Annotated in this window: 26 protein-coding genes and 1 pseudogene; 21 read left to right on the top strand and 6 right to left on the bottom strand. The window is 49.3% G+C overall.

Annotated features, from left to right (window positions below):
• Positions 1-5 precede the first annotated feature (5 nt).
• The 18 genes and pseudogenes from ACTQ34_RS00380 to ACTQ34_RS00295 all read left to right on the top strand — a co-directional run bounded on the left by ACTQ34_RS00380 (position 6) and on the right by ACTQ34_RS00295 (position 16,405).
• Positions 6-242 carry a helix-turn-helix domain-containing protein gene (locus ACTQ34_RS00380; RefSeq protein ID WP_441361984.1) on the top strand — a complete coding sequence of 79 codons (237 nt, stop codon included), beginning with the start codon at positions 6-8 and terminating at the stop codon, positions 240-242.
• A 652-nt stretch (positions 243-894) separates the two neighbouring features.
• Positions 895-2,448, top strand: coding sequence for a recombinase family protein (locus ACTQ34_RS00375; RefSeq protein WP_441361983.1), 1,554 nt, complete (start codon positions 895-897; stop codon positions 2,446-2,448).
• A gap of 60 nt (positions 2,449-2,508) precedes the next feature.
• Positions 2,509-2,655, top strand: a pseudogene (locus ACTQ34_RS00370) (manganese catalase family protein); the annotation flags it as partial.
• Positions 2,656-2,881: 226 nt separating this feature from the next.
• Positions 2,882-3,037, top strand: coding sequence for a hypothetical protein (locus ACTQ34_RS00365; protein WP_441361982.1), 156 nt, complete (start codon positions 2,882-2,884; stop codon positions 3,035-3,037).
• Positions 3,024-4,088: a DNA cytosine methyltransferase gene (locus ACTQ34_RS00360; RefSeq protein WP_441361981.1), complete on the top strand. Its 1,065-nt coding sequence runs from the start codon at positions 3,024-3,026 to the stop codon at positions 4,086-4,088. Before ACTQ34_RS00365 ends, ACTQ34_RS00360 begins: the two co-directional genes overlap by 14 nt.
• Positions 4,089-4,121: 33 nt before the next feature.
• Positions 4,122-4,445 carry a YdcP family protein gene (locus tag ACTQ34_RS00355; RefSeq protein WP_441361980.1) on the top strand — a complete coding sequence of 108 codons (324 nt, stop codon included), beginning with the start codon at positions 4,122-4,124 and terminating at the stop codon, positions 4,443-4,445.
• Between the two features lie 18 nt (positions 4,446-4,463).
• The gene (locus tag ACTQ34_RS00350) at positions 4,464-4,868 is read left to right on the top strand and encodes a YdcP family protein (RefSeq protein WP_441361979.1); all 405 of its coding nucleotides are present in this window, start codon (positions 4,464-4,466) and stop codon (positions 4,866-4,868) included.
• A gap of 5 nt (positions 4,869-4,873) precedes the next feature.
• On the top strand, positions 4,874-6,283 hold the full coding sequence (locus ACTQ34_RS00345; protein WP_441361978.1) for an FtsK/SpoIIIE domain-containing protein: 1,410 nt from the start codon (positions 4,874-4,876) through the stop codon (positions 6,281-6,283).
• A gap of 3 nt (positions 6,284-6,286) precedes the next feature.
• Complete coding sequence (locus ACTQ34_RS00340) at positions 6,287-6,589, top strand: type II toxin-antitoxin system RelB/DinJ family antitoxin (protein ID WP_441361977.1); 303 nt, start codon at positions 6,287-6,289, stop codon at positions 6,587-6,589.
• Positions 6,586-6,891, top strand: coding sequence for a type II toxin-antitoxin system RelE/ParE family toxin (locus ACTQ34_RS00335; RefSeq protein WP_441361976.1), 306 nt, complete (start codon positions 6,586-6,588; stop codon positions 6,889-6,891). The genes ACTQ34_RS00340 and ACTQ34_RS00335 overlap by 4 nt, the downstream gene beginning before the upstream one ends.
• Positions 6,892-7,191: 300 nt before the next feature.
• Positions 7,192-8,382 carry a replication initiation factor domain-containing protein gene (locus ACTQ34_RS00330; protein WP_441361975.1) on the top strand — a complete coding sequence of 397 codons (1,191 nt, stop codon included), beginning with the start codon at positions 7,192-7,194 and terminating at the stop codon, positions 8,380-8,382.
• A gap of 44 nt (positions 8,383-8,426) precedes the next feature.
• Entirely contained in the window at positions 8,427-8,648 is a 222-nt protein-coding gene (locus tag ACTQ34_RS00325) for a hypothetical protein (RefSeq protein ID WP_441361974.1), read from the top strand.
• 65 nt (positions 8,649-8,713) lie between these two features.
• Entirely contained in the window at positions 8,714-9,208 is a 495-nt protein-coding gene (locus tag ACTQ34_RS00320; protein ID WP_441361973.1) for an antirestriction protein ArdA, read from the top strand.
• Positions 9,209-9,376: 168 nt separating this feature from the next.
• Entirely contained in the window at positions 9,377-9,787 is a 411-nt protein-coding gene (locus tag ACTQ34_RS00315) for a conjugal transfer protein (protein ID WP_441361972.1), read from the top strand.
• Positions 9,756-12,209, top strand: a complete 2,454-nt coding sequence (locus tag ACTQ34_RS00310) for an ATP-binding protein (protein WP_441361971.1) — start codon at positions 9,756-9,758, stop codon at positions 12,207-12,209. Before ACTQ34_RS00315 ends, ACTQ34_RS00310 begins: the two co-directional genes overlap by 32 nt.
• Positions 12,202-14,481: a CD3337/EF1877 family mobilome membrane protein gene (locus tag ACTQ34_RS00305; protein ID WP_441361970.1), complete on the top strand. Its 2,280-nt coding sequence runs from the start codon at positions 12,202-12,204 to the stop codon at positions 14,479-14,481. Before ACTQ34_RS00310 ends, ACTQ34_RS00305 begins: the two co-directional genes overlap by 8 nt.
• Entirely contained in the window at positions 14,478-15,479 is a 1,002-nt protein-coding gene (locus ACTQ34_RS00300) for a bifunctional lytic transglycosylase/C40 family peptidase (RefSeq protein WP_441361969.1), read from the top strand. Before ACTQ34_RS00305 ends, ACTQ34_RS00300 begins: the two co-directional genes overlap by 4 nt.
• Complete coding sequence (locus ACTQ34_RS00295) at positions 15,476-16,405, top strand: conjugal transfer protein (RefSeq protein ID WP_441361968.1); 930 nt, start codon at positions 15,476-15,478, stop codon at positions 16,403-16,405. The genes ACTQ34_RS00300 and ACTQ34_RS00295 overlap by 4 nt, the downstream gene beginning before the upstream one ends.
• Positions 16,406-16,444: 39 nt before the next feature.
• Here ACTQ34_RS00295 and ACTQ34_RS00290 read toward each other — a convergent pair whose 3' ends face one another.
• The 6 genes from ACTQ34_RS00290 to ACTQ34_RS00265 form a co-directional block, all read right to left on the bottom strand.
• Positions 16,445-17,203: a TraX family protein gene (locus ACTQ34_RS00290; protein WP_441361967.1), complete on the bottom strand. Its 759-nt coding sequence runs from the start codon at positions 17,201-17,203 to the stop codon at positions 16,445-16,447.
• Between the two features lie 81 nt (positions 17,204-17,284).
• Positions 17,285-17,749, bottom strand: a complete 465-nt coding sequence (locus ACTQ34_RS00285; protein WP_441361966.1) for an SH3 domain-containing protein — start codon at positions 17,747-17,749, stop codon at positions 17,285-17,287.
• 5 nt (positions 17,750-17,754) lie between these two features.
• Positions 17,755-17,901 (bottom strand): AgrD family cyclic lactone autoinducer peptide, encoded by a 147-nt coding sequence (locus tag ACTQ34_RS00280; RefSeq protein ID WP_441361965.1) that lies wholly within the window; start codon positions 17,899-17,901, stop codon positions 17,755-17,757.
• A complete protein-coding gene (locus ACTQ34_RS00275) occupies positions 17,898-18,479 on the bottom strand; it encodes an accessory gene regulator B family protein (protein ID WP_441362092.1) in 582 nt (193 codons plus the stop codon). Before ACTQ34_RS00275 ends, ACTQ34_RS00280 begins: the two co-directional genes overlap by 4 nt.
• Before the next feature lie 183 nt (positions 18,480-18,662).
• The gene (locus tag ACTQ34_RS00270) at positions 18,663-19,970 is read right to left on the bottom strand and encodes a sensor histidine kinase (RefSeq protein WP_441361964.1); all 1,308 of its coding nucleotides are present in this window, start codon (positions 19,968-19,970) and stop codon (positions 18,663-18,665) included.
• Positions 19,967-20,674, bottom strand: coding sequence for a LytR/AlgR family response regulator transcription factor (locus ACTQ34_RS00265; protein WP_441361963.1), 708 nt, complete (start codon positions 20,672-20,674; stop codon positions 19,967-19,969). The genes ACTQ34_RS00270 and ACTQ34_RS00265 overlap by 4 nt, the downstream gene beginning before the upstream one ends.
• 175 nt (positions 20,675-20,849) lie before the next feature.
• On the opposite strand from ACTQ34_RS00265, the gene ACTQ34_RS00260 reads away from it, so the two are divergent.
• The 3 genes from ACTQ34_RS00260 to ACTQ34_RS00250 all read left to right on the top strand — a co-directional run bounded on the left by ACTQ34_RS00260 (position 20,850) and on the right by ACTQ34_RS00250 (position 23,274).
• A complete protein-coding gene (locus ACTQ34_RS00260) occupies positions 20,850-21,146 on the top strand; it encodes a helix-turn-helix domain-containing protein (protein ID WP_441361962.1) in 297 nt (98 codons plus the stop codon).
• Between the two features lie 453 nt (positions 21,147-21,599).
• Positions 21,600-22,007, top strand: a complete 408-nt coding sequence (locus ACTQ34_RS00255; RefSeq protein ID WP_441361961.1) for a sigma factor-like helix-turn-helix DNA-binding protein — start codon at positions 21,600-21,602, stop codon at positions 22,005-22,007.
• 331 nt (positions 22,008-22,338) lie between these two features.
• Positions 22,339-23,274 carry a phosphoadenosine phosphosulfate reductase family protein gene (locus ACTQ34_RS00250; RefSeq protein ID WP_441361960.1) on the top strand — a complete coding sequence of 312 codons (936 nt, stop codon included), beginning with the start codon at positions 22,339-22,341 and terminating at the stop codon, positions 23,272-23,274.
• Positions 23,275-23,285: the final 11 nt, after the last annotated feature.

Below are 23,285 nucleotides of genomic sequence, written 5' to 3'. Positions count from 1 at the left end.
CGCGGATGAAAAATCCCAACTACAAAAGCATTGAGCTTTTGCCCCTTTCGGTGATCAAGGCCGCCCGCGCCGGTGATGCCGAGGCCGTGGAACGAGTATTGCGGTACTACGAGGGTTACATCAACAAGTTATGTACCCGGACGCTTTACGACGAATACGGCCAGCCTCATGTGTGCGTAGACGAGTACATGAAGCGCCGTCTGGAAATCAAGCTCATTTCTTCCATCGTCACAATACCGTGACGAACCGGCCCCCGGAGGCTGAAACAGCTTAACCCTTTCCCTGTTTCTTTCCTCTGCTGCGGGCTGTTGGCAGCACCTTGAAAAAGAAAGCCCGATGGGAGGCCACCGGCGCAGTATAGGGCGACGGACACATTCTGTATGTTCCGCGTCGGTGGATGCGCCATGACCTCGTATCCTTTGAGTGAGCGAGAACCATCTACACCGAGAGTTGGCAGCTCGTAAGCAGCGGCACATACGCTAACGATACTCCCGCGTTGAACACCCACACAGCATTGCGCGGCGCACCCACAAGCATGGGCCGAGGTGAAATTCCTGTGGAGCTGATGCCATCAGCCGTCCGATTTATGCCCATCTCCCCTATTCTGTAATAATATTGAACAAGCAGTATCGCATACGCTGTTTTGAAAGGGGCGATGTCGATGCAAGAACAAAATTCTACACAGCCGGTTCAGCAGACGTGTCAAAGTGTTTTCAAAAGCGGCGAAAGCACAACGACAAAAAATCAATTCACGCGCAAGTGGATTGAACTGATTAACCAGCTTGAAAAAAATAAAAGGATAGCCGCCGAAAATCGGTAATGACAAGCTATTAACTTACATGGTATAATTCATGTATGTGAATAGCTTGTTTCTATCTCTACGGAGATGTGAATATGAAAGTAGCTATTTATTGCCGCTTATCCGAAGAAGATCGGAACAAGCAATTTGAAACCGACGACAGCAACAGCATCCAGAACCAGAAAGCCATGCTGCTGCAATATGCTATGGAACAGGGGTGGGAAGTATATAACATTTACAGTGACGATGATTACACAGGTTCCGACCGCAGACGCCCGGAATTTAACCGTCTGTTAGCAGACGCGGAGGCCCGCCGATTTAACATTGTCCTCTGCAAAACGCAATCCCGTTTTACCCGTGAATTGGAATTGGTTGAAAAATACATACACGGCCTTTTTCCGATTTGGGGCATCCGATTTGTCAGCATCGTAGACAATGCCGATACTGCCAATAAGGGAAACAAAAAGTCCCGCCAGATCAACGGCCTTGTAAACGAGTGGTACTTAGAGGATATGTCTGATAATATCCGAAGTGTTCTCACCAACCGCCGACAGAACGGTTTTCACATCGGTGCTTTTGCTCTTTATGGGTACAAGAAAGACCCTGAACAAAAAGGGCATCTTATCATTGATGAAGAAGCCGCTGCAATCGTCCGGGAAGTGTTCACCCTCTTTTCGCAGGGCTATGGCAAAACCGCCATTGCGCGGATGCTGAACGACAGAGGCATCCCAAATCCCACGGAGTACAAAAGGCTTCACGGTCTGCGTTACCAGCAGCCCAAAAGGAAGAACAGCACGCTCTGGAAATACTTTGCTATCTCCGATATGCTGATAAATGAAATCTATATCGGAAACATGGTGCAAGGCAAATACGGCAGCGTTTCCTATAAGACAAAGCAGAACAAACCGCGCCCGAAAAGCGAATGGTATGTTGTCGAGGGAACCCATGAGCCGATTATTGATCGTGAACTTTGGGATAAGGTGCAGGCGATGATTGCAGAACGGGCGAAACCCTTTGATACCGGCACCATTGGCCTGTTTGCCAGAAAAGCCCGCTGTGCCAACTGCGGCTATACAATGCGTTCCTCCAAAAACCGGGGCAAACACTATCTTCAATGCTCCAACCGCCATGTAGCCAAGGACGCCTGCATTGGCTCCTTTATCTCCGTGGATAAGCTGGAACAGATGGTGATTGCCGAACTGAACCGGCTGGCTGCGGAGTATCTGGACAAAGACGAGCTGGAACAGAACATTGAGTTTTGCGACAACTTACAGGGACAGAAAAAGCGGCTGCTTGCCAATATGTCGGCCTATGAAAAGAAGATTGCCGAGTACAGCAAAGGCATCCGGGAGCTGTATATGGATAAAGTCAAGGGACTCATATCCGAGAGCGATTTTGTGGAATTGTCGAAGGACTTTACCACGGAAAAAGAACGCTTAGAGCGTGTGATGATCGACGGCCAGAAACAGCTTGCAGAAATCGAAGAACGGATTGCTGTTGGTGATAATCGTCGTGAACTGATCGAACAGTACACCAATCTGGAACACCTGACACGGGAGATCGTTGAAATTCTGATTGATTATATCGTGATAGGAAAGCGGATTCCCGGAACAAAGGATGTTCCCATCGAAATTCACTGGAATTTCTGATAACTGTCCTAAAAATGGGACTGACACGAACCAATCAACCTAAAATGTTGTTCTTATATGATTGCAGCAGAGCAAAAGGCACGTACAACGTATGACAATCTGCTGCGCTTAATTGATAACCCGGATGTGCGCGAACCGCTCAAGTTCCTGCGTGCACGTGAAATCGTACACTTCCAGCGCTTCGGCGACAGGAAACAAACAACATAGAACGAAATGCGGGCTGCTTAAATTATTACATAATCCATATCCGTTCTTTTGTCAAAGGACGGATTTTCACTATTCTTAGGAGGAAATTGTTATGTACAACCGAATAACTCACCCAACCGCCCTACCCGGGCGGTTATTTTTATGCCACGAAATCGCCACCCACCATCCGCGGCCGCCGCCGGTATCTATGTAGGCATTCAACCAACTATCAAAAGGAGGACAGCTCATGTATTATCACACTTGCCCCTATTGCGGGGCGAATTTAGACCCGGACGAACGCTGTGATTGCCTTTCCCGTATCCGGGGCAAAGCGCCGAAGTGGAGTGCGATGGACGGCGTGCGGGTGCGCAGCCACAAGAGGTCTGCCCGTGCCCGCACTTAGGCTCGGCAGCCTGTTTGATGGTATCGGCGTGTTCCCTCTTGCCGCGTCCCGCTGCGGCATAGTTCCCGTGTGGGCAAGCGAGATTGCCAGAGCGCCGGTGTCCATTACCCGGCTGCATTTCCCGGATATGCTCGATTTGGGAGACATCACGCAGATAGGCGGCGGCAAGATACCGCCCGTGGATATTGTCACGTTCGGTTCGCCCTGTCAAAACTTGTCCACGATCGGCGCGCGGGAGGGCTTGGCGGGAAGTAAATCCGGCCTGTTTTATCAGGCCATGCGTATTATTGAGGAAATGAGGTATGCAACAAATAACCGGTATCCAGCTTTCGCTGTCTGGGAAAACGTCGCGGGAGCGTTTTCTTCAAATGACCGGCTGGATTTTGCAGCCGTGCTCCACGCATTCACAGGTATCGAGGTTTCAGTGCCTGATAGCGGACTGTGGGCGCACGCCGGAATGGTGCGAGGGGGACGGGCTGATACCGCTTGGCGACTCTTGGATGCCCAGTATTGGGGAGAACCCGCACTTTCGCAGCGTCGGCGGCGGGTGTTCGTCGTGGCGGATTTTGCAGGCAGACGCGCCGCAGAAGTATTATTTAAGCCCCGCGGTATGCTCTCGCATCCTGCGCCTTGCGGTGAACGCGGGCTGTCCGCCGCCGGTGGAGATCGAATACCTGCTGATGAAGCAGGGCGGCAGATACCCGTCGTCCGTCCCTTCCAGCTTCGGCGTATGCGGGCAATGGCAAAGCAGGGCGACCAAACCGGCTTCCGGGCGTGCTTCGGCAAAAACGGAGAACCCTTCCCAACTTTGCTTGCCAGTATAGGGCAGCCGTTTGCGTGTTGGTATGAGGGGGCGGAACAGGACGGGGTTATCCGCGACCTTACGCCTTTGGAGTGCGAACGTCTTATGGGGCTGCCAGAGGGCTGGACAGCATACGGCTGCAAGAACGAACCCATCAAAGACCGCGCCCGTTGTTTCGCACTCGGTAATGCGATCGCTTTGCCTTGTGCGGAGTATATCATGGCGGGTATCGCGGAAGTCATGCAGTAAGATCAACTAACATTTGAAAGCGAGGAAGATTTTATGGAACTGAAATTTGTAGTCCCGAACATGGAAAAGACGTTCGGTAATCTGGAATTTGGCGGCAAGGTGGAACCGCGGCGCGGGGATACCCAGCGGGAAAATGGCCGTATTGTGGTGAAGAACCGGCGGTACAAGCTGTTTTCGGACGTGCAGCGCGCGGATGACATCGAAGTCATTTTGCCCGGTAAGGCGGGTGAAAAACATTTTGAGTATATGGACGCGGTTAAGTTGGTCAATCCCAAGATCACTGTGGAGGGTTATGCGGTCAATGGCCGCGGCTTCTCGGATTATATCCTCCATGCAGACGACATTGTAAAAGCGTAAGAAAGGACAGGTGCATATATGAGACTGGCAAATGGTATTGTGATCGACAAGCAGGCGACGTTTGGACGGCTGCAGTTTTCCGCGCTGCGCCGCGAGGTGTTTGAGCAGAACGAGGACGGTACGCCGTCTGATGTGGTCAAGGAACGCACCTACGATTTGAAAAGCAAGACACAGCGCCGTATGATTCAGGTAAGTATCCCCGCCAGCACGCCACTGCGGGATTATGCCTATAACGCTGAGGTGGATATTGTGAACCCGGTGGCGAACACTGTGGCAAATGCTACGTTCGGCAACAATGCGGAAGTGGATTGGTATGTCAAGGCGGATGACATTGTGCTGGTAAAGCCGGAACAGGCTGGTGCAACGGGCGGCGGACAGCCCGCCCAGTCGCGTAAGGACGGCCAGCCGGATAAGAAGGCGTAACCGTTATGAAGCATTTCCGGTATCGCGGTAAGCGTATCCGCCCGTCGGACAAGGATTTGGTGTCCCAGTCAGCGTGCGGTGTCGGTTTTGCAGTGTTTTGCCTATCTTTCGTTCTGCTCAATCTGCGGACGGTGCTGCAATCCGGGTGGCGCGTCCTGCTTGCATCGGATTGTGGTGTGAATATGCCCTATCGACTGTTTACCCTTCTTGTAGCAGTTGCTTTCGCTGTTACGATAATCATATTGCTGCGCCGCCTGTTTCCGGATACTGTCCGGCAGTTATCCCACCGTCAAAAGCTGGCACGCATGGTGCTGGAAAACCAATGGTACGAGCAGGCCGAACAGACGAGACAGGACAGTTTTTTCAAGGATTTGCCCAGTTCAAATAAAAAAACGAAAATAGCCCGTTTTCCACGGATGTACTACCGCATGGAAAACGGGCTTTTGCATTTTCAGGTGGAAATCACCATGGGAAAGTATCAGGAACCGCTGCTGCATCTGGAAACCAAGCTGGAAAGTGGTCTGTACTGCGAGCTCGTCAGCCGTGAACTGCGGGATGGATATGTAGAATACACCCTGCTCTATGACATGGTGGCAAACCGTATCCCAATCTCCGGGGTCAAAGCGGAGAACGGACGTCTGCGTCTGATGAAGAACATCTGGTGGGAGTACGACGCGCTGCCGCATATGCTGCTTGCAGGCGGTACGGGCGGCGGCAAGACGTATTTTATCCTGACGATCATCCAGGCGTTGTTGCAGACCAATGCGGCGTTGTATGTCCTGGACCCGAAAAACGCAGACCTCGCAGACCTGTCCGCTGTGATGCCGGAGGTGTATTACCGCAAGGAGGATATTGCCGCGTGTGTCAGCCGGTTTTGTGACGGCATGATGCAGCGCAGCGAACGCATGAAGTCCATGCCGGGCTACAAGACGGGCGAAAACTACGCCTATCTTGGCTTGGAACCGCACTTCCTGATATTCGATGAATACGTTGCGTTTATGGAAATGCTGAACACGCGCGAGCGCGAAGATGTACTGAACAGGCTCAAACAGATCGTCATGCTGGGGCGGCAGGCGGGGTTCTTTCTGATCCTCGCCTGCCAGCGCCCGGACGCAAAGTATCTCGGCGACGGCATCCGCGACCAGTTCAACTTCCGCGTTGCGCTGGGGCGGATGTCCGAACTGGGGTATAGTATGATGTTCGGGGAAGTGAAAAAGGAGTTTTTCTTCAAGAACGTCAAGGGGCGCGGATATGCGGATACAGGCAAAGGCGTGATTACCGAGTTTTACACGCCGGTTGTGCCGAAGGGGTATGACTTCCTGCGGGAGATCGGCAAATATAAAAGTAGCAACATTGTTGCTACAAATTTGACAGATGCACAACGACCTGCTATACTGAATCCAAAGGAGGAATGACGTATGGGCAATGTAGTTTCTTCTGCCAAAACGGATATGTTCCGTATCCGCATGAACCCGGAAATCCGGGAAGAGCTGGAACGGATTTATGCGAAAAATGGTCTGACGCTGACGGACGCGGTCAACGTGTTTTTCCAGCAGTCAATCAATGCGGGCGGCTTCCCGTTCGCGGTAAACGAGGACAATGCCGAGATCATCAAGGCAAAGGCGCTGTCGCGGTTGATGAAAGAGCTGCAAAAGGGCGACGAGTGCGCCGAAGTGTACGATGCCGACGATGCGTGCAAGATGCTGGGGCTGTCTGAATGAAGGTGTTATTCAAGAAAACCGCGCTGGACGATATGCAGGCGACGGAACGCTATATTTCGGAAACGCTCGGCAATGGGACGGCGGCGAAAAAGCTGACCCGGCGCGTGTTTGATGCGATTATGCTGCTCGAGGAAAATCCCTATATGGGGACGGAACTCTGCCGTAAATTTGCTGTGGAAACCGATCTGCGTTTTCTGGTGGTGGCAAAGCAGCTCGTCTTTTACCGCGTGGTGGAGGACGACCATATCGAGGTCACGCGCGTGCTGGACGGACGGCAGGATTATCTGGCGCTGCTGTTCTGAAAAATAAAATATGGTTGGTACAAGCTCACAGGAAAACCCTGTGGGCTTTTGTTTTGCACGCCCCGCCCTGACGCGCGCGGCGTGCAGCGCGAAAGCCGCAAGCGCGGCGAGGGCGGATGGCGGGCGCGGCGCAGCCGCGCCCGCGCGTCATTACCCCCTGTATCTAACAGGGGGGTACAAATCGCCTATGGCCAGCCCTTTTTCAAAGCAAAACCCTGATGGCGTCTGGCTTTTTCGGTATTTGGGGGCTATGTAAAAATCGGGCGATTATGTCACAGTCGGGAAGGAGGTGGTTTGCGTATGGAGCAGGACGGGTGGATTTTGCAGTTCCGTCGGGAGCGGGAGCAGAACGGGATATCTCGCAAGGCGGTTGCCGCTGTTGCCGGAGTGTCGCGGGAATACCTGTGCCGGGTGGAAACTGGCAAGATGCCGCTCACAGACCAGATGCAAAAACGTCTTGCGGCGGCTCTCAAAGCGTTATATCCAGAACCGCTGAACCTGATGATCGACTATGTGCGTATCCGCTTTTCTACAATGGATGTCCGGCACATCATTGAAGATGTGCTGCGGCTCAAAATGAAGTATTTCGTGCAGGAAGATCACGGCTTTTACTCGTATAGCAGCATGTATGTGCTGGGGGATGTAACGGTTATGACCTCCCCGGACGAGGAAAAAGGCGTGCTGCTGGAACTGAAAGGCAAAGGGTGCCGTCAGTTTGAAGCCTATCTGAACGGGCAGAAACGAAGCTGGTACGAGTTCTTCCGGCAGTGCTTGGATGAAGATGCGTTATTCAAACGGATAGACCTTGCCATCAATGACCGCGCGGGCATTTTGAATATTCCGTTTCTGTGTGATAAGTGTGATCGCGGTGAGTGCATTTCGGTTTTCCGCAGTTTCAAGGCATATCGGTCTGGGGAATTGGTTCGCAGCCGAGAAGAAAACAAAGCAAGCATGGGTGCGACGCTGTATATCGGCTCGATGCAGTCGGACTTATATTTCTGTATCTACGAAAAGGACTATGAGCAGCTTGTCAAACAGGGTGTTCCCATTGAAGATGCGGAAATCAAGAACCGATTTGAAATCCGGCTGAAAAACGACCGTGCCTATCATGCGGTATACGATCTGGTATCGGGTGAAAGTCCGGAAAACACTGCGTTTGGCATCATCAACCGCTATGTGCGGTTTGTCGATCGGGATGACAGCAAACCGCGCGAGGATTGGCCGATGAACCAAATGTGGGCGGTGTTCATTGGGGCGCATCGGGAAAGGCTGAAGCTGACGACCGCGCCCGAACCGTATACCGTGCAAAAAACGCTCAATTGGCTATCCCATCAGGTAGCACCCTCGTGGAAGATGCTGCTGGAATTAGACCGCAAATGCGGGACAAACGTCATGGAAGAAATGCTTGCGGTCACAGAACTTGCGGATAAGCATCGGAAGATCATCGAGCAGCAGCTTTTAAGTGTCGGGGAGGTGATTGTGTCGGAATAAGTTGCAGAATAAAAGAATATTGTCAGAATGGAGGAATATAACCTATGAATTTTGGTGTCAACCTGTATAACTGGTTTCTTACGAACGCTCAGTCGCTTGTACTCATGGCAATCGTGGTGATCGGTATTTATCTCGGCTTCAAGCGTGAGTTTACTAAGCTGATCGGCTTTATGATCGTCTCACTGATCGCGGTCGGCTTGGTGTTCAACGCGGCGGGCGTCAAGGACGTGCTGCTTACCCTGTTCAATCAGATTATCGGTGCATAACGGCTGGTTTCGGAAAGAGACTGGCCGCTTTTTTATGCCTGCATGATGGGAGGTGAATTTTGCTTATGGAGGAAATGCGGGTCTATGTAGCGAACCTCGGCAAGTACAACGAGGGTGAGCTTGTTGGCGCGTGGTTTGAACCGCCCATCGACTATGACGAAATGGCTGAGCGTATCGGCTTAAACGATTTTTATGAGGAATATGCGATACACGACTACGAGCTGCCCTTTGATATAGACGAGTACACACCGATTGAGGAAGTCAACCGCCTGTGTGAAATGGTGGCGGATTTGCCGGAGTATATTCAGGATAACCTGAAAGAGCTGCAAGGCTATTTCAGCAGTCTTGAAGATTTGTGTGAGCATCAGGATGATATTATCCTGTGGTCGGGCTGTGAGGACATGGCAGACGTGGCGCGCCAGATGGTAGAGGAAGGTGCGCTCGGTGAGATACCGGAGCACCTGCAAAACTATATAGACTATGAAACCTATGGCCGGGACTTGTCCTTCGAGGGTACGTTTGTGGAGACGCGGGACGGTGTGTTTGAGATTGCAGTTTAAGCGTTTCTCTCTTTCGACCGCCGCCGTGAGCATGGTGTGGGGGTGAAGTCCGGCTGTGGGTAACTGCATGGCAGTTATCCATAACCGGACGAGGGGGCGAGGAAAGACACGGGCGGCATGGGCTTCGTTCCTCGCCCCCACCCATATATTCAGATTGGAGTTGATATATTGAAGAAAATACGCAGTTACAGCAGCATTTGGTCGGTGGAAAAGGTGATTTACGCCATTAACGATATGCGCCTGCCGTTCCCGATCACGTTTTCGCAAATGGCGTGGTTCGTTGCGTCCGAGCTTGCGGTGCTGGCGCTGGGCGAGTTGCCGCCGCTTTCCATGATAGACGGTGCGCTGCTCAAATATTTCGGTATCCCGGTCGGCATCACATGGTTTATGAGCCAAAAGACATGGGACGGCAAAAAGCCGTTCAGCTTTGTAAAATCCTATACGGCCTACTTGCTGCGTCCCAAGCAGACTTTTGCAGGCAAGCCGGTGAAATTCCGCAAGGAGAAAAGCGGACAGCCCATTACTGCGGTTAGGAGTGTGATGGTAAATGCAGTATCCGATGAAATATATCGAAAATAACCTTGTCTGGAACCATGACGGGGAGTGTTTCGCTTACTATGAGCTTGTTCCCTACAACTACTCGTTTTTGAGTGTAGAGCAGAAAGAGGTCGTACACGATGCGTTCCGGCAGCTTATCGCCCAGAACCGGGACGGCAAAATACACGCCTTGCAGATCAGCACAGAGTCCAGTATCCGCGCAGCGCAGGAGCGTTCTAAGGCGCACGCTTCCGGTAAGCTGTGCGAAGCTGCCCTGCGGCGCATAGACGGACAGACGGACGCGCTGGTGTCCATGATCGGGGAAAATCAGGTGGATTACCGCTTTTATATCGGTTTCAAGCTGCTGCTGAACGAGCAGGACAGCGGGAATATCGGCCGTCAGGTGGCAAATCTGTTTTCCGGCTTTCTGCGGGATGTGGACCATACCTTGATGGGCGATTTTGCGTCCATGCCAAACGATGAAATATTGCGGTATCAGAAGATGGAAAAGCTGCTGGAAAGCAAGATTGCGCGCCGGTTCAAGGTGCGTCGGCTGGATAAAAACGATTTTGGCTATCTGCTGGAACACCTTTATGGCCGTTCGGGTACGGCCTATGAGGACTATGAATTTCACCTGCCGAAGAAAAAGCTCAAAGGTGAAACTCTGGTTAAGCGGTATGACCTTATCAAACCTACGCGCTGTCTGCTGGAAGAACACGGGCGGTATCTGCATATTTCGCATGACGACAGTGAGGTGTACAGCGCCTATTTCACAATCTCGGACGTGGTCGGGGAGTTGGATTTCCCGTCGTCCGAGATTTTCTATTATCAGCAGCAGCAATTTACGTTCCCGGTCGATACCAGCATGAATGTTGAGATCATTGCCAACAAAAAAGCCCTGTCCACGGTTCGGAACAAGAAAAAGGAACTGAAAGACTTGGACAACCATGCGTGGGAAAGCGGGGACGAGACCAGCACGTCGGTTGCGGAAGCGCTGGAAAGCGTGAATGAGCTGGAAACCGAGTTGGGACAAAGCAAGGAAGCCATGTACAAGCTGTCCTATGTGGTGCGTGTCACCGCCCCGGACGCGGAAGAACTCAAACGCCGGTGCAATGCGGTGCGCGACTTTTACGACGATATGAATGTCAAGCTGGTGCGCCCGGTGGGCGATATGATCGGCCTGCACCATGAATTTATCCCGGCAAGCCGTCGGTATATGAACGACTATATCCAGTATGTCACAAGTGATTTCCTTGCCGGTCTCGGCTTCGGTGCGGCGCAGATGCTGGGCGAAAAGGACGGTATCTATATCGGCTATGGCGTGGATACCGGACGGAACGTGTACTTGCAGCCTGCGCTTGCCAGCCAAGGCGTCAAGGGTTCGGTCACGAACGCGCTGTCTGCGGCGTTCCTCGGCTCGCTGGGCGGTGGCAAGAGCTTTGCCAATAACCTGCTGGTGTATTACGCGGTGCTGAACGGTGCGCGGACGCTCATCGTAGACCCGAAAGCCGAACGCGGGAACTGGAAGCGCGACCTGCCGGAGATCGCGGACGAGATCAATATTGTCAACCTGACCTCGGACGAGCAGAACAAGGGTATGCTCGACCCTTATGTTATCATGCGCCGCCCCAAGGACGCGGAAAGCCTTGTGATCGACATTTTGACCTTCCTGACCGGTATTTCCTCGCGGGACGGCGAGCGTTTCCCCATCCTGCGGCGGGCGGTACGCACGGTGACAAACAGCAAGCGGCGCGGTCTGCTTTGCGTGATTGACGAGCTGCGCAAGGAGGGTTCGTCGCTGGCGGTCAGTATCGCAGACCATATTGAGAGCTTCACGGACTATGATTTCGCACACCTGTTGTTCTCTGCGGGGGATGTAAAGCGTTCGATCAGTCTGAAAAAACAGCTCAATATCGTGCAGGTGGCAGATCTCGTGCTGCCGGACAAAGGCACGCGCTTTGAGGAATTTACCACGATGGAGCTGCTTTCGGTCGCTATGCTTATCGTAATCAGCACGTTTGCGCTCGACTTTATCCACATGGACAGGAGCGTGTTCAAAATCGTTGACCTTGACGAAGCATGGTCGTTCCTGAACGTCGCGCAGGGTAAGACACTGGCAAACAAGCTGGTGCGCGCAGGACGCGCTATGAACGCAGCGGTCTACTTCGTGACGCAGAACGCGGCAGACCTCGCGGACGAAAGTCTGAAAAACAACATCGGCCTGAAATTTGCGTTCCGCAGTACGGATACGGTGGAAATCAAAAAGACGCTCATGTTTTTCGGCCTTGACCCGGAGGACGAGGGCAACCAAAAGCGGCTGCGGGGGCTGGAAAACGGCCAATGTCTGATGCAGGATTTGTACGGCCATGTGGGCGTGGTGCAGTTCCACCCGGTGTTCGCAGACCTGTTCCACGGGTTCGACACCAGACCGCCGCTGAAAGCAGAGGTGAACCCTGATGTGTGAAAAATGGAATATGAATACAGCCAAAAAGACGGCAATCACGGGCATTTTGCTTCTTGTGATTGCCGTTTTGCTGTTTGCGGCCTTTTGCCCGTCTGCGGGTGCGGTTGGGCTGGTGGATGATACGGTGGACACGGCGCACGAGTACAGCCGTTATCCGCTGGAAAACTACCAGCTCGATTTCTACGTTGACAACGGCTGGGACTGGCTGCCGTGGAACTGGGTGGACGGCATCGGCAAGCAGGTCATGTACGGCCTGTACTGCATCACGAACTTTATCTGGACGATCAACCTGTACCTGTCCAATGCGTCCGGCTTTTTGGTGCAGGAAGCCTATGGCTTGGATTTTATTTCGGGCGCGGCGGACGCAATCGGGAAAAATATACAGACGATTGCCGGTATCTCGCCCAGCGGCCTTTCTACGGACGGCTTTTATGCTGGGTTTCTGCTGCTTATCATTCTGATTGTGGGCGCGTATGTCGCGTACACGGGTATCATCAAGCGAGAAACCACCAAAGCGGTGCGGGCGGTGCTCAATATGGTGCTGGTTTTTGTTCTGTCCGGTGCGGTCATTGCCTATGCGCCGGATTGCGTGAAGCGTTTGAACGAGTTTTCCGAGGACGTCAGCACGGCGAGTTTGTCCGTGGGGACGAAGATCGTAACGCCGGGCGCGCAAAGCAGCGGCGGGGATAGTGTTTCGCTCATTCGGGACAGTCTGTTTTCCATTCAGGTCAAGCAGCCGTGGCTGCTGCTGCAATTTGGGGATACGGATACCGAAGCGTTAGGCGAAGATCGCGTGGAAAGCCTGCTCTCTGCCAGTCCCAGCGAAAACAACGGGGAAGATCGGGAAAACGTCGTGAAAACCGAGATCGAGGACAACGGCAACACCAATCTGACGGTCACCAAGACGGTAAACCGGCTGGGGACGGTGTTTTTCCTGTTCCTGTTTAATATCGGCATTTCGGTGTTCGTGTTCCTGCTTACCGGCATGATGATCTTCTCGCAGGTGCTTTTTATTATCTATGTGATGTTCCTGCCAGTGTCGTTCGTGCTCAGTATGGTGCCGACGTTTGAGAGCAGCAGCAGGCGTGCGGTAATCAAGCTGTTCAACACGATCTTAGCCCGCGCGGGCATTACGCTCGTGATTACGGTGGCGTTCAGTGTTTCGACCATGCTGTATCAGATCGCGGATCGTTACCCATTCTTCATCATTGCATTTTTGCAGGTGGTGTTGTTCGCGGGGACGTATTTCAAGCTGGGCGATCTGCTTAGCCTGTTTTCGCTGCGGGACGATGGCACGCGCAGCATGGGACGGCATATCGCACGACGGCCGGGCATGTTTCTATATCATCAGCTGCACCGTCTGAACCGTTCTGTGCGGGCATTTTCCAAGGGACAAGCGGAAAGCAGCGGGAAAGCGTCCGGTCGTTCCGCACGCGATACATCCGGCGCGGCGTATAGCAGTCAGCGCAGCAGCAGGCCGAGTAACCAAAACGGCAGTACAACGGCTGGCGGGCAGCCGCGCAGTTTGTCCAGCAGTTCCGCACGAGGTTTGCCCAGCGGGACGGCAGGCGGCGGTTCGGATGGTTCACCGCAGACAGATATGCCGTCCATGCCGGAAAGTGGGACGGAACCGCCTGCGGATACGGCGGTACACAGCAGACCGGAAACTGCGTCTGCGCCTGTGGTAGCTGCGTCTGCTTCAATGGAAGTGCCGCAGGAGCAGACAGCGGGGACACAGCGACCGTCTCCGGCTGTGGTGCGTGACAGGCCGGTTGTGATGGCAATATCCAATCCGGGTACGGGACAAGCAGCAAAGCCCGTGACACAGCAGCAGGAACCGCCTGCGGGGACTTCGTCTGCGCACAGGCCGATGGTATCCCAGCATGAACGCCCGGCGACGGTGCAGCAGGACAATGCGGCGCGGCCTGAGGTGCTGCAAAATAAGGCAGCACAAGCTACAGCAGAACGTTCGGCTGCAATGACAGAAATCCGGCGACCGGATACGGCGCAGCGTCCTGTGGTTTCCGCAGAGACCCGCCGACCGGAAGTAGGAAACCGCCCGGTCACGCAGCAAGCCGAGCCGATAAAGCCTACAGCACGGGTGCAGGACAAGCCTGCAAAGCCACGCCCTGCGGTGGAGCAGACGGCATCTGCCAAACCAGAAAGCAAGCCCCTGCAGCGGAAAAACACGGTGCAAAGTAAGCCGGTTGCAAACCAACCGGGCAGCGCCAATACAAAGGGCGGCGCACAGAATGGGGGCGGTAAGAAATGAAGCTCAGGGAGATCGCGCTTGGTATAGCGGCCATGATCGCCATGTTTTTCGCTTTACTGTTGGTGTCGCTTATCCTGTTCATATCGGACGACAGCGACGGCGGCGGCGGGCTGCTGTATGGCGGTGCAAACCTGTCTGCGGCGGTGCTGGCGCACAAGCCGACGGTGGAGCGGTACGCGGCGCAGTATGATATTTCCGAGTATGTCAATGTCCTGCTTGCCATTATGGAAGTGGAGTCCGGCGGCGTGCTCGAGGACGTAATGCAGTCCTCAGAGTCTATGGGATTGCCGCCTAATTCGCTGGATACGGAAAGTTCTATCCGGCAAGGCTGCAAGTATTTTGCGGAATTGATCGACAAGGCAGACCGGCTTGGCTGCGATCTGGACAGCGTGATTCAGGCGTACAACTACGGCAGCGGTTTTCTGGATTATGTCGCGTCGCATGGCGGCAAGTACAGCTTTACGCTCGCACAGGCGTTCGCAGAAGAAAAATCCGGTGGTGAATGGGTGGATTATCCAAACCCGGTTGCCGTAGAGGAAAACGGTGGCTGGCGGTATAACTACGGCAATATGTTCTACGTTCGGTTGGTGGCGCAGTATCTTTATGCGGCGCAGTTTGATGATGCGACGGTGCAGGCCATTATGAATGAAGCACTCAAGTATCAGGGCTGGGATTATGTTTACGGTGGTGCGTCCCCGACGACTTCCTTTGACTGTTCCGGCTTGACGCAATGGTGCTATGGTGTGGCGGGCATCAGCCTGCCGCGCACGGCGCAGGCGCAGTATGAAGCGACCCAGCATCTTCCGCTGGAAAATGCCGAGCCGGGCGACCTTTTGTTCTTTCAGGGGACGTATAGCTGCGGTGATTATATCACGCACGTCGGCATTTATGTCGGCAACAATCAGATGTACCATGCGGGCAATCCGATCGGTCTTGCAGATCTGACGACGGACTATTGGCAGTCCCATTTGGTCTGCGCCGGGCGGGTGACGCAATGAGTTTGGAAAGGCAGGGAAACGAAATGTTCCAGAAGAAAAACCGTAATCAGGAGAAACAGAAAAAGCCGCGCGTCCTGCATATCGGGACGCGGCGGCCGGTGGTGGCTGCGCTGTGGGCGCTGCTGATCTGCGCGTTTGCGTTCGCTGTGTATAAGAACTTTACAGCGGTGGATACGCACACTGTCCATGAAACGACCGTGGTGCAGCAGGAAGTGACGGACACAAACGCAATCGAGAGTTTTGTCACGAATTTTGCCAAAGTGTATTACTCTTGGGAGCAGTCTGCGGCTTCAATCGAGCAGCGGACGGAAAACCTCAAATATTACCTGACGGATGAATTGCAAGCTCTGAACGCGGATACGGTGCGCAGCGATGTGCCGGTATCCTCTAAAGTGGAAGATGTACAGATTTGGTCTGTGGAACAAACTGGGGATAAAGTGTATAAAGTGGTATATTCTGTGTCGCAAAAGGTCGTAAATGGGGAGGAAAGCAGCACTGTAACGTCTGTTTATGAGGTTTCTGTGTATGTGGACGATGCTGGCGATATGGTCATTATCCAGAGCCCGACGATCACGGGCAAGCCTGCAAAGTCTGACTATTCTCCCAAGGCGGCCGAGCCGGACGGTACGGTGTCTGCGCAGGAGAGTACAGAGATCACGGAGTTTTTGACCACGTTCTTTACGTTGTATCCGTCTGCCAGCGAACAAGAGCTTTCCTACTATGTCAGCAGCGGTGCACTGCCGGTGATTGAAAATGACAGCTATGTGTTCGCTGCTTTGGTGAACACGGTTTTTACCAAGAGCGGTGATACTGTGACGGCAAATGTGTCAGTGCAATATCTCGATCAGCAGACGGGTATGACACAGATATCGCAGTTTGTTGTTGAACTAAAAAAATCAGATAAGAACTGGGAAATTATATCATGAATAAAATTGCTGCACGTTGCCCACTAATTGTGGATAGTCTCAGAAAGTAATATACGCTACTATTCCAATAACTAATAAATGCAGTGGGTAGTATACATAAAATAGATATTTTGACAAGACAGATGGTCTGGTAGAAGTGGCATCGTATGATTTCAGAAGTGGTATAGCAAGTAATGGTCCTAAGCCTCGTAAAACCGAATCCATTAAATAAAATGGTTCCACCAATCGAAAACCAAGAAAGAAATATTTTATAAATCCTAATAAAATAATTTCTGCGGATATTAAACATGGAGCTAAATAAATCTTAAACTTAGAATTTCTAAAAGCATAAGTACAATATATGACAATAATTCCAATTCCTCCCCAATCAGATGATAATGTGATGCCAAAAAAAAGTGATACAATAAACCATTTAGCAGTTGATTTAACTTTATCAAATTTTATGAGGAGATGTAGCATTAGAAGTGAAAAAAATAATGTACATCCTACATTATTGAACAAATCAAAGAAAGAATGGTTGTGCATTACTCTAATAGAGGTTGCCACATGAAATGGAATAATTGAAATAATCCAGAAAACAAACATTCTTAACAAATATTTTTGTATGTTTCTTGTGGAATTTGCACCTTGTACCAGTAGGAAGGCCATGATGGGAAACGTGATTCCACCGACCATTGCGCAAAGGATAACAATATAATGAGGAAAAATATCAAAAAATATTGTTGCAATATGACTAAAGGTCATTGCTACAAGTGCGATGACCTTTAGCCAATATGTATTGATTTTTAAAGTGTGCATATCTGCTGTCTGCCCTTATATTGGATTAGGGCAGAGCATTCTCAAATAGAGAATGCTCTGCCGTCTTAATAAGGTAATGCCTCACGGATGAGGAGCAAAATAATCCAGATATTTTGCGAGTACCCAACCGGATTCCCAGTTCCCCAGATCAACCTTGGCCCATTTCTCGCCCTTATCGTTGGTCGTAAAGCGATGCACGCCTACGATATCTCCTTTCATCAACTGGTCGAAGGAATCATAATCAGTGCCCGGGCCTTCGCGTACGTTAACATAGTCACCATTGCACTTATACTGGTCTGTCCAGATGTAATAAGGTTGAATGCCATCGTTAGCAGAAGTGCCTACATTCGGCACTTCATTAGCTGTCATATCAGGGGTAGCAGCGAAAGCAGTGCTTGTAAGCAGCGAAGTAGCAAGCATTCCCAAGGCCACAATTTTGGTGGCATATTTGTTCATAAAAATCACCTCGTAAAAATAATCAAATCTTTTTTCCTTCTTTATTACTTTAATGCTATCTTCCCTTATTTGGTGTATTTTCAAAGTCATGTGATTTAAACATGCTTTTTGAATTCAATTACTTTTTGGGGAATTGTAGGCTGATACAGTCCTGCGCATGATGCAGTTCCTGTGGATACCTCTGCTGCATGGAATGCACATTTAGCAAGTTTTGTGCATACCTGATTAATGATCTTTTTCATGTCTTTTTCCTCCTTTGAGTGAATGAGTGGATGTTTATCGCTGGGATCATGCACAAAGACACAATCCATAGCGTCAAAGAAATAACGGCACTTTCCTGTCGTTCGAAGTATCCTAACAGGAGTGCAAACAGAAATAATAGAAAGAATAAAATGATTGACCGGATACGATTCCGTCTGCGGACTGTTTTAGATAGCGGCTTATTCGCGTGCGGAATTGGTGCAAACAGGATAATCGGAATGGCTGCAAAAAAATCCCCCCACAAGAGAAGCCACTTGTTCTCTACAACTGTTTGCATGCTCAGTAGCAGTAAGAATAGGATATATACACCTATCGTACCGATATGGCATCGTAAATGTGTCTTGGCATGGTATCCGCCGCACACGCTGCGCAACCCAACAAAAATCAGGATGTACAGTACCGTGGGCCAGAGCTGATGTGCTATACCACCCGTAAGTAGTATGACAGAAAAATTAAACAAATCTGCCAATAGCAGTTCGAAACCATATTCATAAATTTCTCGGTCTTCGTTGGATATAATTTTTTGCTCAATCAAAAAAGCAGTTATTTTTGCAGACATATACATGGCTGAGATACCTTTCGTCGTGTCTCATTTGGTACCACTTGGTATGTCTGTAAAATAACTGCTTTTAAATTAAATTTCAAGGGAGCTGACGAAAATAGCAGGATTTTAGACGAAATTAGCAAAGCGTTGAGAAAAATTTCTCTCTATAACAATTCTCTATCAACAATTGTCCTCCTTTTACGCTAATATAGGGATTGTTAAAAGCAGAATGTCGCTGAAAAACATTCCATTGTCTTCATAAAAACGGATAAGGCCATGATACTTCTGGACAACCTTTCGGACATTCTTTATCCCATATCCATGACCATCCTTTTTCTGCCTTGTTGTTTTTAATGTTGGGTTATTGGCAAGTATATCATCCTTAACACTATTGGCAAGGACAATGGAAACATAGGTGTCTTGGGGCTGGATGTTTAAGTTTATCTGTTTTGTATCCGTCTGCCCGGCCGCAGAGATTGCATTATCGAGTAGGTTGCCTAATAATACGCAAATATCATCCGCAGACATGAATTGCAGTGAGTCTGCAATTACCATATCAAAATTGATGCCATATTGATGTGCGGCGGTTTGTTTAGCGCTTAAAACAGCATCCAAAGCATCGTTCCCAGAAAAAATAATTTTTCGCTGTGTAATTGCCTGTTCCTTAAGGAGTGTTCGGATATAATTTTGTGCCTTCTGATTATTATTGGGATGATCCTTTAACAAATTTTCAATGCAAAGCAAATGGTTTTTCATATCGTGCCGGATAGAGCGGATATTCTCATACATATTTTGTATGTCTTCTGCATTTTGCTTTGCACAATCATATTGTAGGTTCAATAGTTCAAAATCGTGTTTAAGCTGACTACTCCGGCTCAGCCGGATAAACAAACAATAGGTTAAAAGGCTTAGCAAGATGATTAAACATATTACATAAAAAATCATTTGCTGTGAGCCGGGATACCAAAGGGCGACATCAGTTAGAAGTGAAACCGAACAGATTGATATAATGGGAATAATTACCAAAGGAATCGTATCGAGTTTAAGAAAATTTGAATCTGTTTTTATCCGAAGAATAATCCTTGTAATTTGGAAGAATAAAACTTTGGACATGAAGATAGCGGTGATACGCACAAGATCAAACTGGGTATATATTTCGTTTATTTCTTCTTTAGTAACATGCCCTACAATAAATGCAGTGAAACTGCTAAGCAGTACAATACCAACCATTGTAAATGTTGATATAAAGATTTTTGCACCAATATTTCCTTTTAACAGTATCAGACAGAAAATAAAGTTAATTAAGATTTGTGATAAGCTTGAAAAAATCTCAAAGGACTCATTCCAAGAAAAAAGAGTAATGGCAACAGTTGAAACAATCCCAAATATGCAAAATCCTATGTGGCGTATTGGTGCTTGAATTCGAAAGCCAAAATACTGTGCGAGAAATTCAAGAATAAGAAAAGCCTCGAGCGCGTTTACTGCTGTTTCAAAGATAAAATTCATAACCTCAGACTCCCCTTGTAATTCATGAAAGTATCTTGTGTTTCCTCCAATTTGTTCCTGCTGATTGGAATAATATTGTTATCACTTAAAAGGAGCTTACTCTTTCCGAGCGCCTTGACATATTGAAAATTCACAAGGTAGCTGGCATGGCAGCGAATAAAAAATTCTTTGCCTACTTGTTTTTCTATATCGCTTAGTTTTCCGCGGAAACGGTAAATCTCATTTTGAGTATGTAGGGTAATGTAATGATCCTTACTTTCAAGATATAAAATATCAGATAATGGAACTCGATGCTGCGTATTGGAGTTCAAAAATTCAAGATACTTTTTCGTATGTTTCAATTTGTATATTATTTTATCGATAACCGCAGGCAGTTGATTCATATTGCTTTTAAGCAAATACCATATTGGTTCATGTTCAAAAGATTCAAAAACCAATGTTTCTATACTGGTTGTGAAAACAAGTAAAGGTTTATTCGCCAATTTGGATAAACGTTTTGCAACAGAAAACCCATCTTCATTCGGCATTTCAATATCGAGAAACACTACATCAGTTGCCTGTTGCCCTAATGCAAGGAACAAATCGGTACCAGATTCAACGCATACTATTTCAACTACTTGTCGTCGAGTATTAAATGCCTTCTCTAATATATTGCGGAATTGTTGTAAAAACAATTTATCATCATCACAGACAATAACGCGCATAAATTAACCCCCTGTTGGTTGTCTATATTTGGGATATACTATAACACGTTAGGTGAATAAAGTAAAATTGCAGTCTGTCATGTTCAGTATATCCCTTGTGGTCAGAAATTACAATACCGATATTTTATAATTGTTTGCGTATTCGTTCATAATCATGGCAAAGGATGTGAACGGAATGATATTCAACGAAAGGCTAAAAAATTTAAGGCAGTCCAAAGAGCTGAATCAAGTTCAGCTTGCAGACAAGCTCGGCGTGAAAAAACAGAGCATCAGTAATTGGGAAAATGATAATATTATGCCTTCCGTTGATATGTTGGAGCGCATAGCAGATTATTTTAAGGTTAGTACCGATTATTTGTTGGGTCGCGAAGGTAAATCGACAAGTGGTGTATATATACTGGATGTCACAGGCCTCAGTCCAACACAAATTGCCCATATAGAAGCATTAGTAGATGATCTCAGAAACCACTAACAACATAGAGATACTATCCGGCAGCAATTTTGCTGTCGGATTTTTCTTTATTCTATCGTATCACAGGAAAATATATTATAAGTTTGCTAATTTCGTCTAAAATCCTGCTATTTTCGTCAGCCACATTGCGCTAACTGATTTCGAACTGTATTTTATGCTATGTTATATTGAATCAAATCAACAGTCCACAATGGTGATTGGATAAGACGATCTTTTGGCGCATAAGTCTTGCATTTAGTTTTTTAGCTATATGTAAGGCTCTCTTTTTTTCTGTCTTTTTTTTGTTATTATCGCTTTTGCCCTCAAAAATTTCATACTACTTGCCGCTCGAACCAACGCAGAAATAAGCCTGTATACATATTATGTTGTAAAAATATTAGCAGTGTTGAATGTCACTGCCGCGGTCCACCAACTCCATTTCGATTTCAAAAAACAATCGAAATGGAGGATAACATGGTGGAAATCAACTTGAAAGACTATTATTACTGGTGCATAACGGATGAATTTGTGGAGGTTTCAGACGAAGTTGCTGCGGAGCTTCGTGCAGGCAAACGGTATGAAGCTGCATATCGTCGTCGCATGAAGCGCAACAAGGTAAATTCTCTGGATGCCGGAGATCATGTTGAGCGTGCTGTTTGCGTATTTGAACCTTCGCCGGAATTGTGCCTTGTCCTGATGGATCAGTACCAGCGGCTGTGCTGTGCTCTGAATGCTTTGCCGGATGCACAGGGACGTCGCATCGAAGCACATTACCTGCTAGGTTTGTCGGTGCAGGAAATCGCTGAAAAGGAGTGTGTTACCTGCCGGGCAGTGCAGGCTTCTATCAAACGAGGGTTAAAGGCTATGCGAAAATATTTTTGAAGATTCTGTATTCAGGGTATTCGCATTTTCTCTGTATCTGACCCTATAAGTAGAGGGAGTTTTTCTTCCAACCAGAAAGGTGCGTGATGATAGATATGATTGCATAAACTGATGACAGGTAAATACAGGACAGGCCGGGAGTGTTTCATATTCCCGGCCTGTTTCCGTCCATACGGTTTTGAGGATATACAATGAAATGGATTAGTGCAAATCAAAAACTGCCGGAGCGGTATTCCAAAGTGCTCTGCCTGTACCCCAACGGAAAAATGGATGTTCAGCTATTTCTCGGAAAAGACAGCTTCCGGCATGAACTTTACGGAGATTGCATCTTTTGGGCAGAGACACCGCCCAAGCCAAAAGCATTTTATGGGCGCAAGCATTGACTTTGGACAAGGAGCAGCAAGCAGTTGAACGGCTGCGGCTCGCGGCGCAAATGAGTGAAACCTATTACGGTCAGCCATTGATTATAACAACAAGCGGCGGCAAGGACAGTGATGTATGTCTGTACCTTGCCGCCGTTTCCGGTATCTGCTACGAAGTGCAGCACAATCATACCAGCGTGGATGCGCCCGAAACCGTGTATCATGTACGGGAGCAGTTCCGGCGCTTGGAGCTGGCGGGTGTAAAATGCACGATCAACCATCCGGTCTACAAGGGTGTGCCGGTCAATATGTGGACGCTGATTCCGCAAAAGCTGATGCCGCCTACGCGAACGGTGCGATACTGCTGTGCCGTGCTCAAAGAGCAGGGCGGTACTGGGCGTATGATTACGACCGGTGTGCGGTGGACGGAAAGTGCAAGCCGTCGAAGTAAACGCGGTATTTACGAGAGTATGCCGCACGATATGAGCAAAAAGGTCATTATCAATAACGACAATGATGATAAACGGCGATTGTTTGAAAACTGCAAATTGCAGGCAAAGCGCATCTGCAATCCGATTATAGACTGGACAGACCGGGACGTGTGGGAATATATCCTTGCAGAAAAGATTTCGGTCAACCCACTCTATGCCTGCGGTTACCACCGTGTCGGTTGTATCGGCTGCCCGATGGCCGGACGCAAAATGCGGCTGCGTGAGTTTGGACGTTATCCAACCTATCAGCGCGCTTATCTCCGTGCGTTTGATAAAATGTTGAAAATGCGTGCTGTACGCGGCAAATTGGACGGTTCGTGGCGTATTGGGACAACTGGCGAAGATGTATTCCGCTGGTGGCTGCAAGACCGCAATATCGTCGGACAATTAAAGATCGAGGGCTTCGATGAATAGCCCAGCTTGTA

Origin of the sequence: Agathobaculum sp. LCP25S3_E8 (assembly GCF_052117165.1) — a bacterium.
GTDB lineage: Bacteria > Bacillota > Clostridia > Oscillospirales > Butyricicoccaceae > Agathobaculum.
Note: the sequence above shows the minus strand (reverse complement) of the source record. Positions and strands in the feature narration are given on the sequence as shown.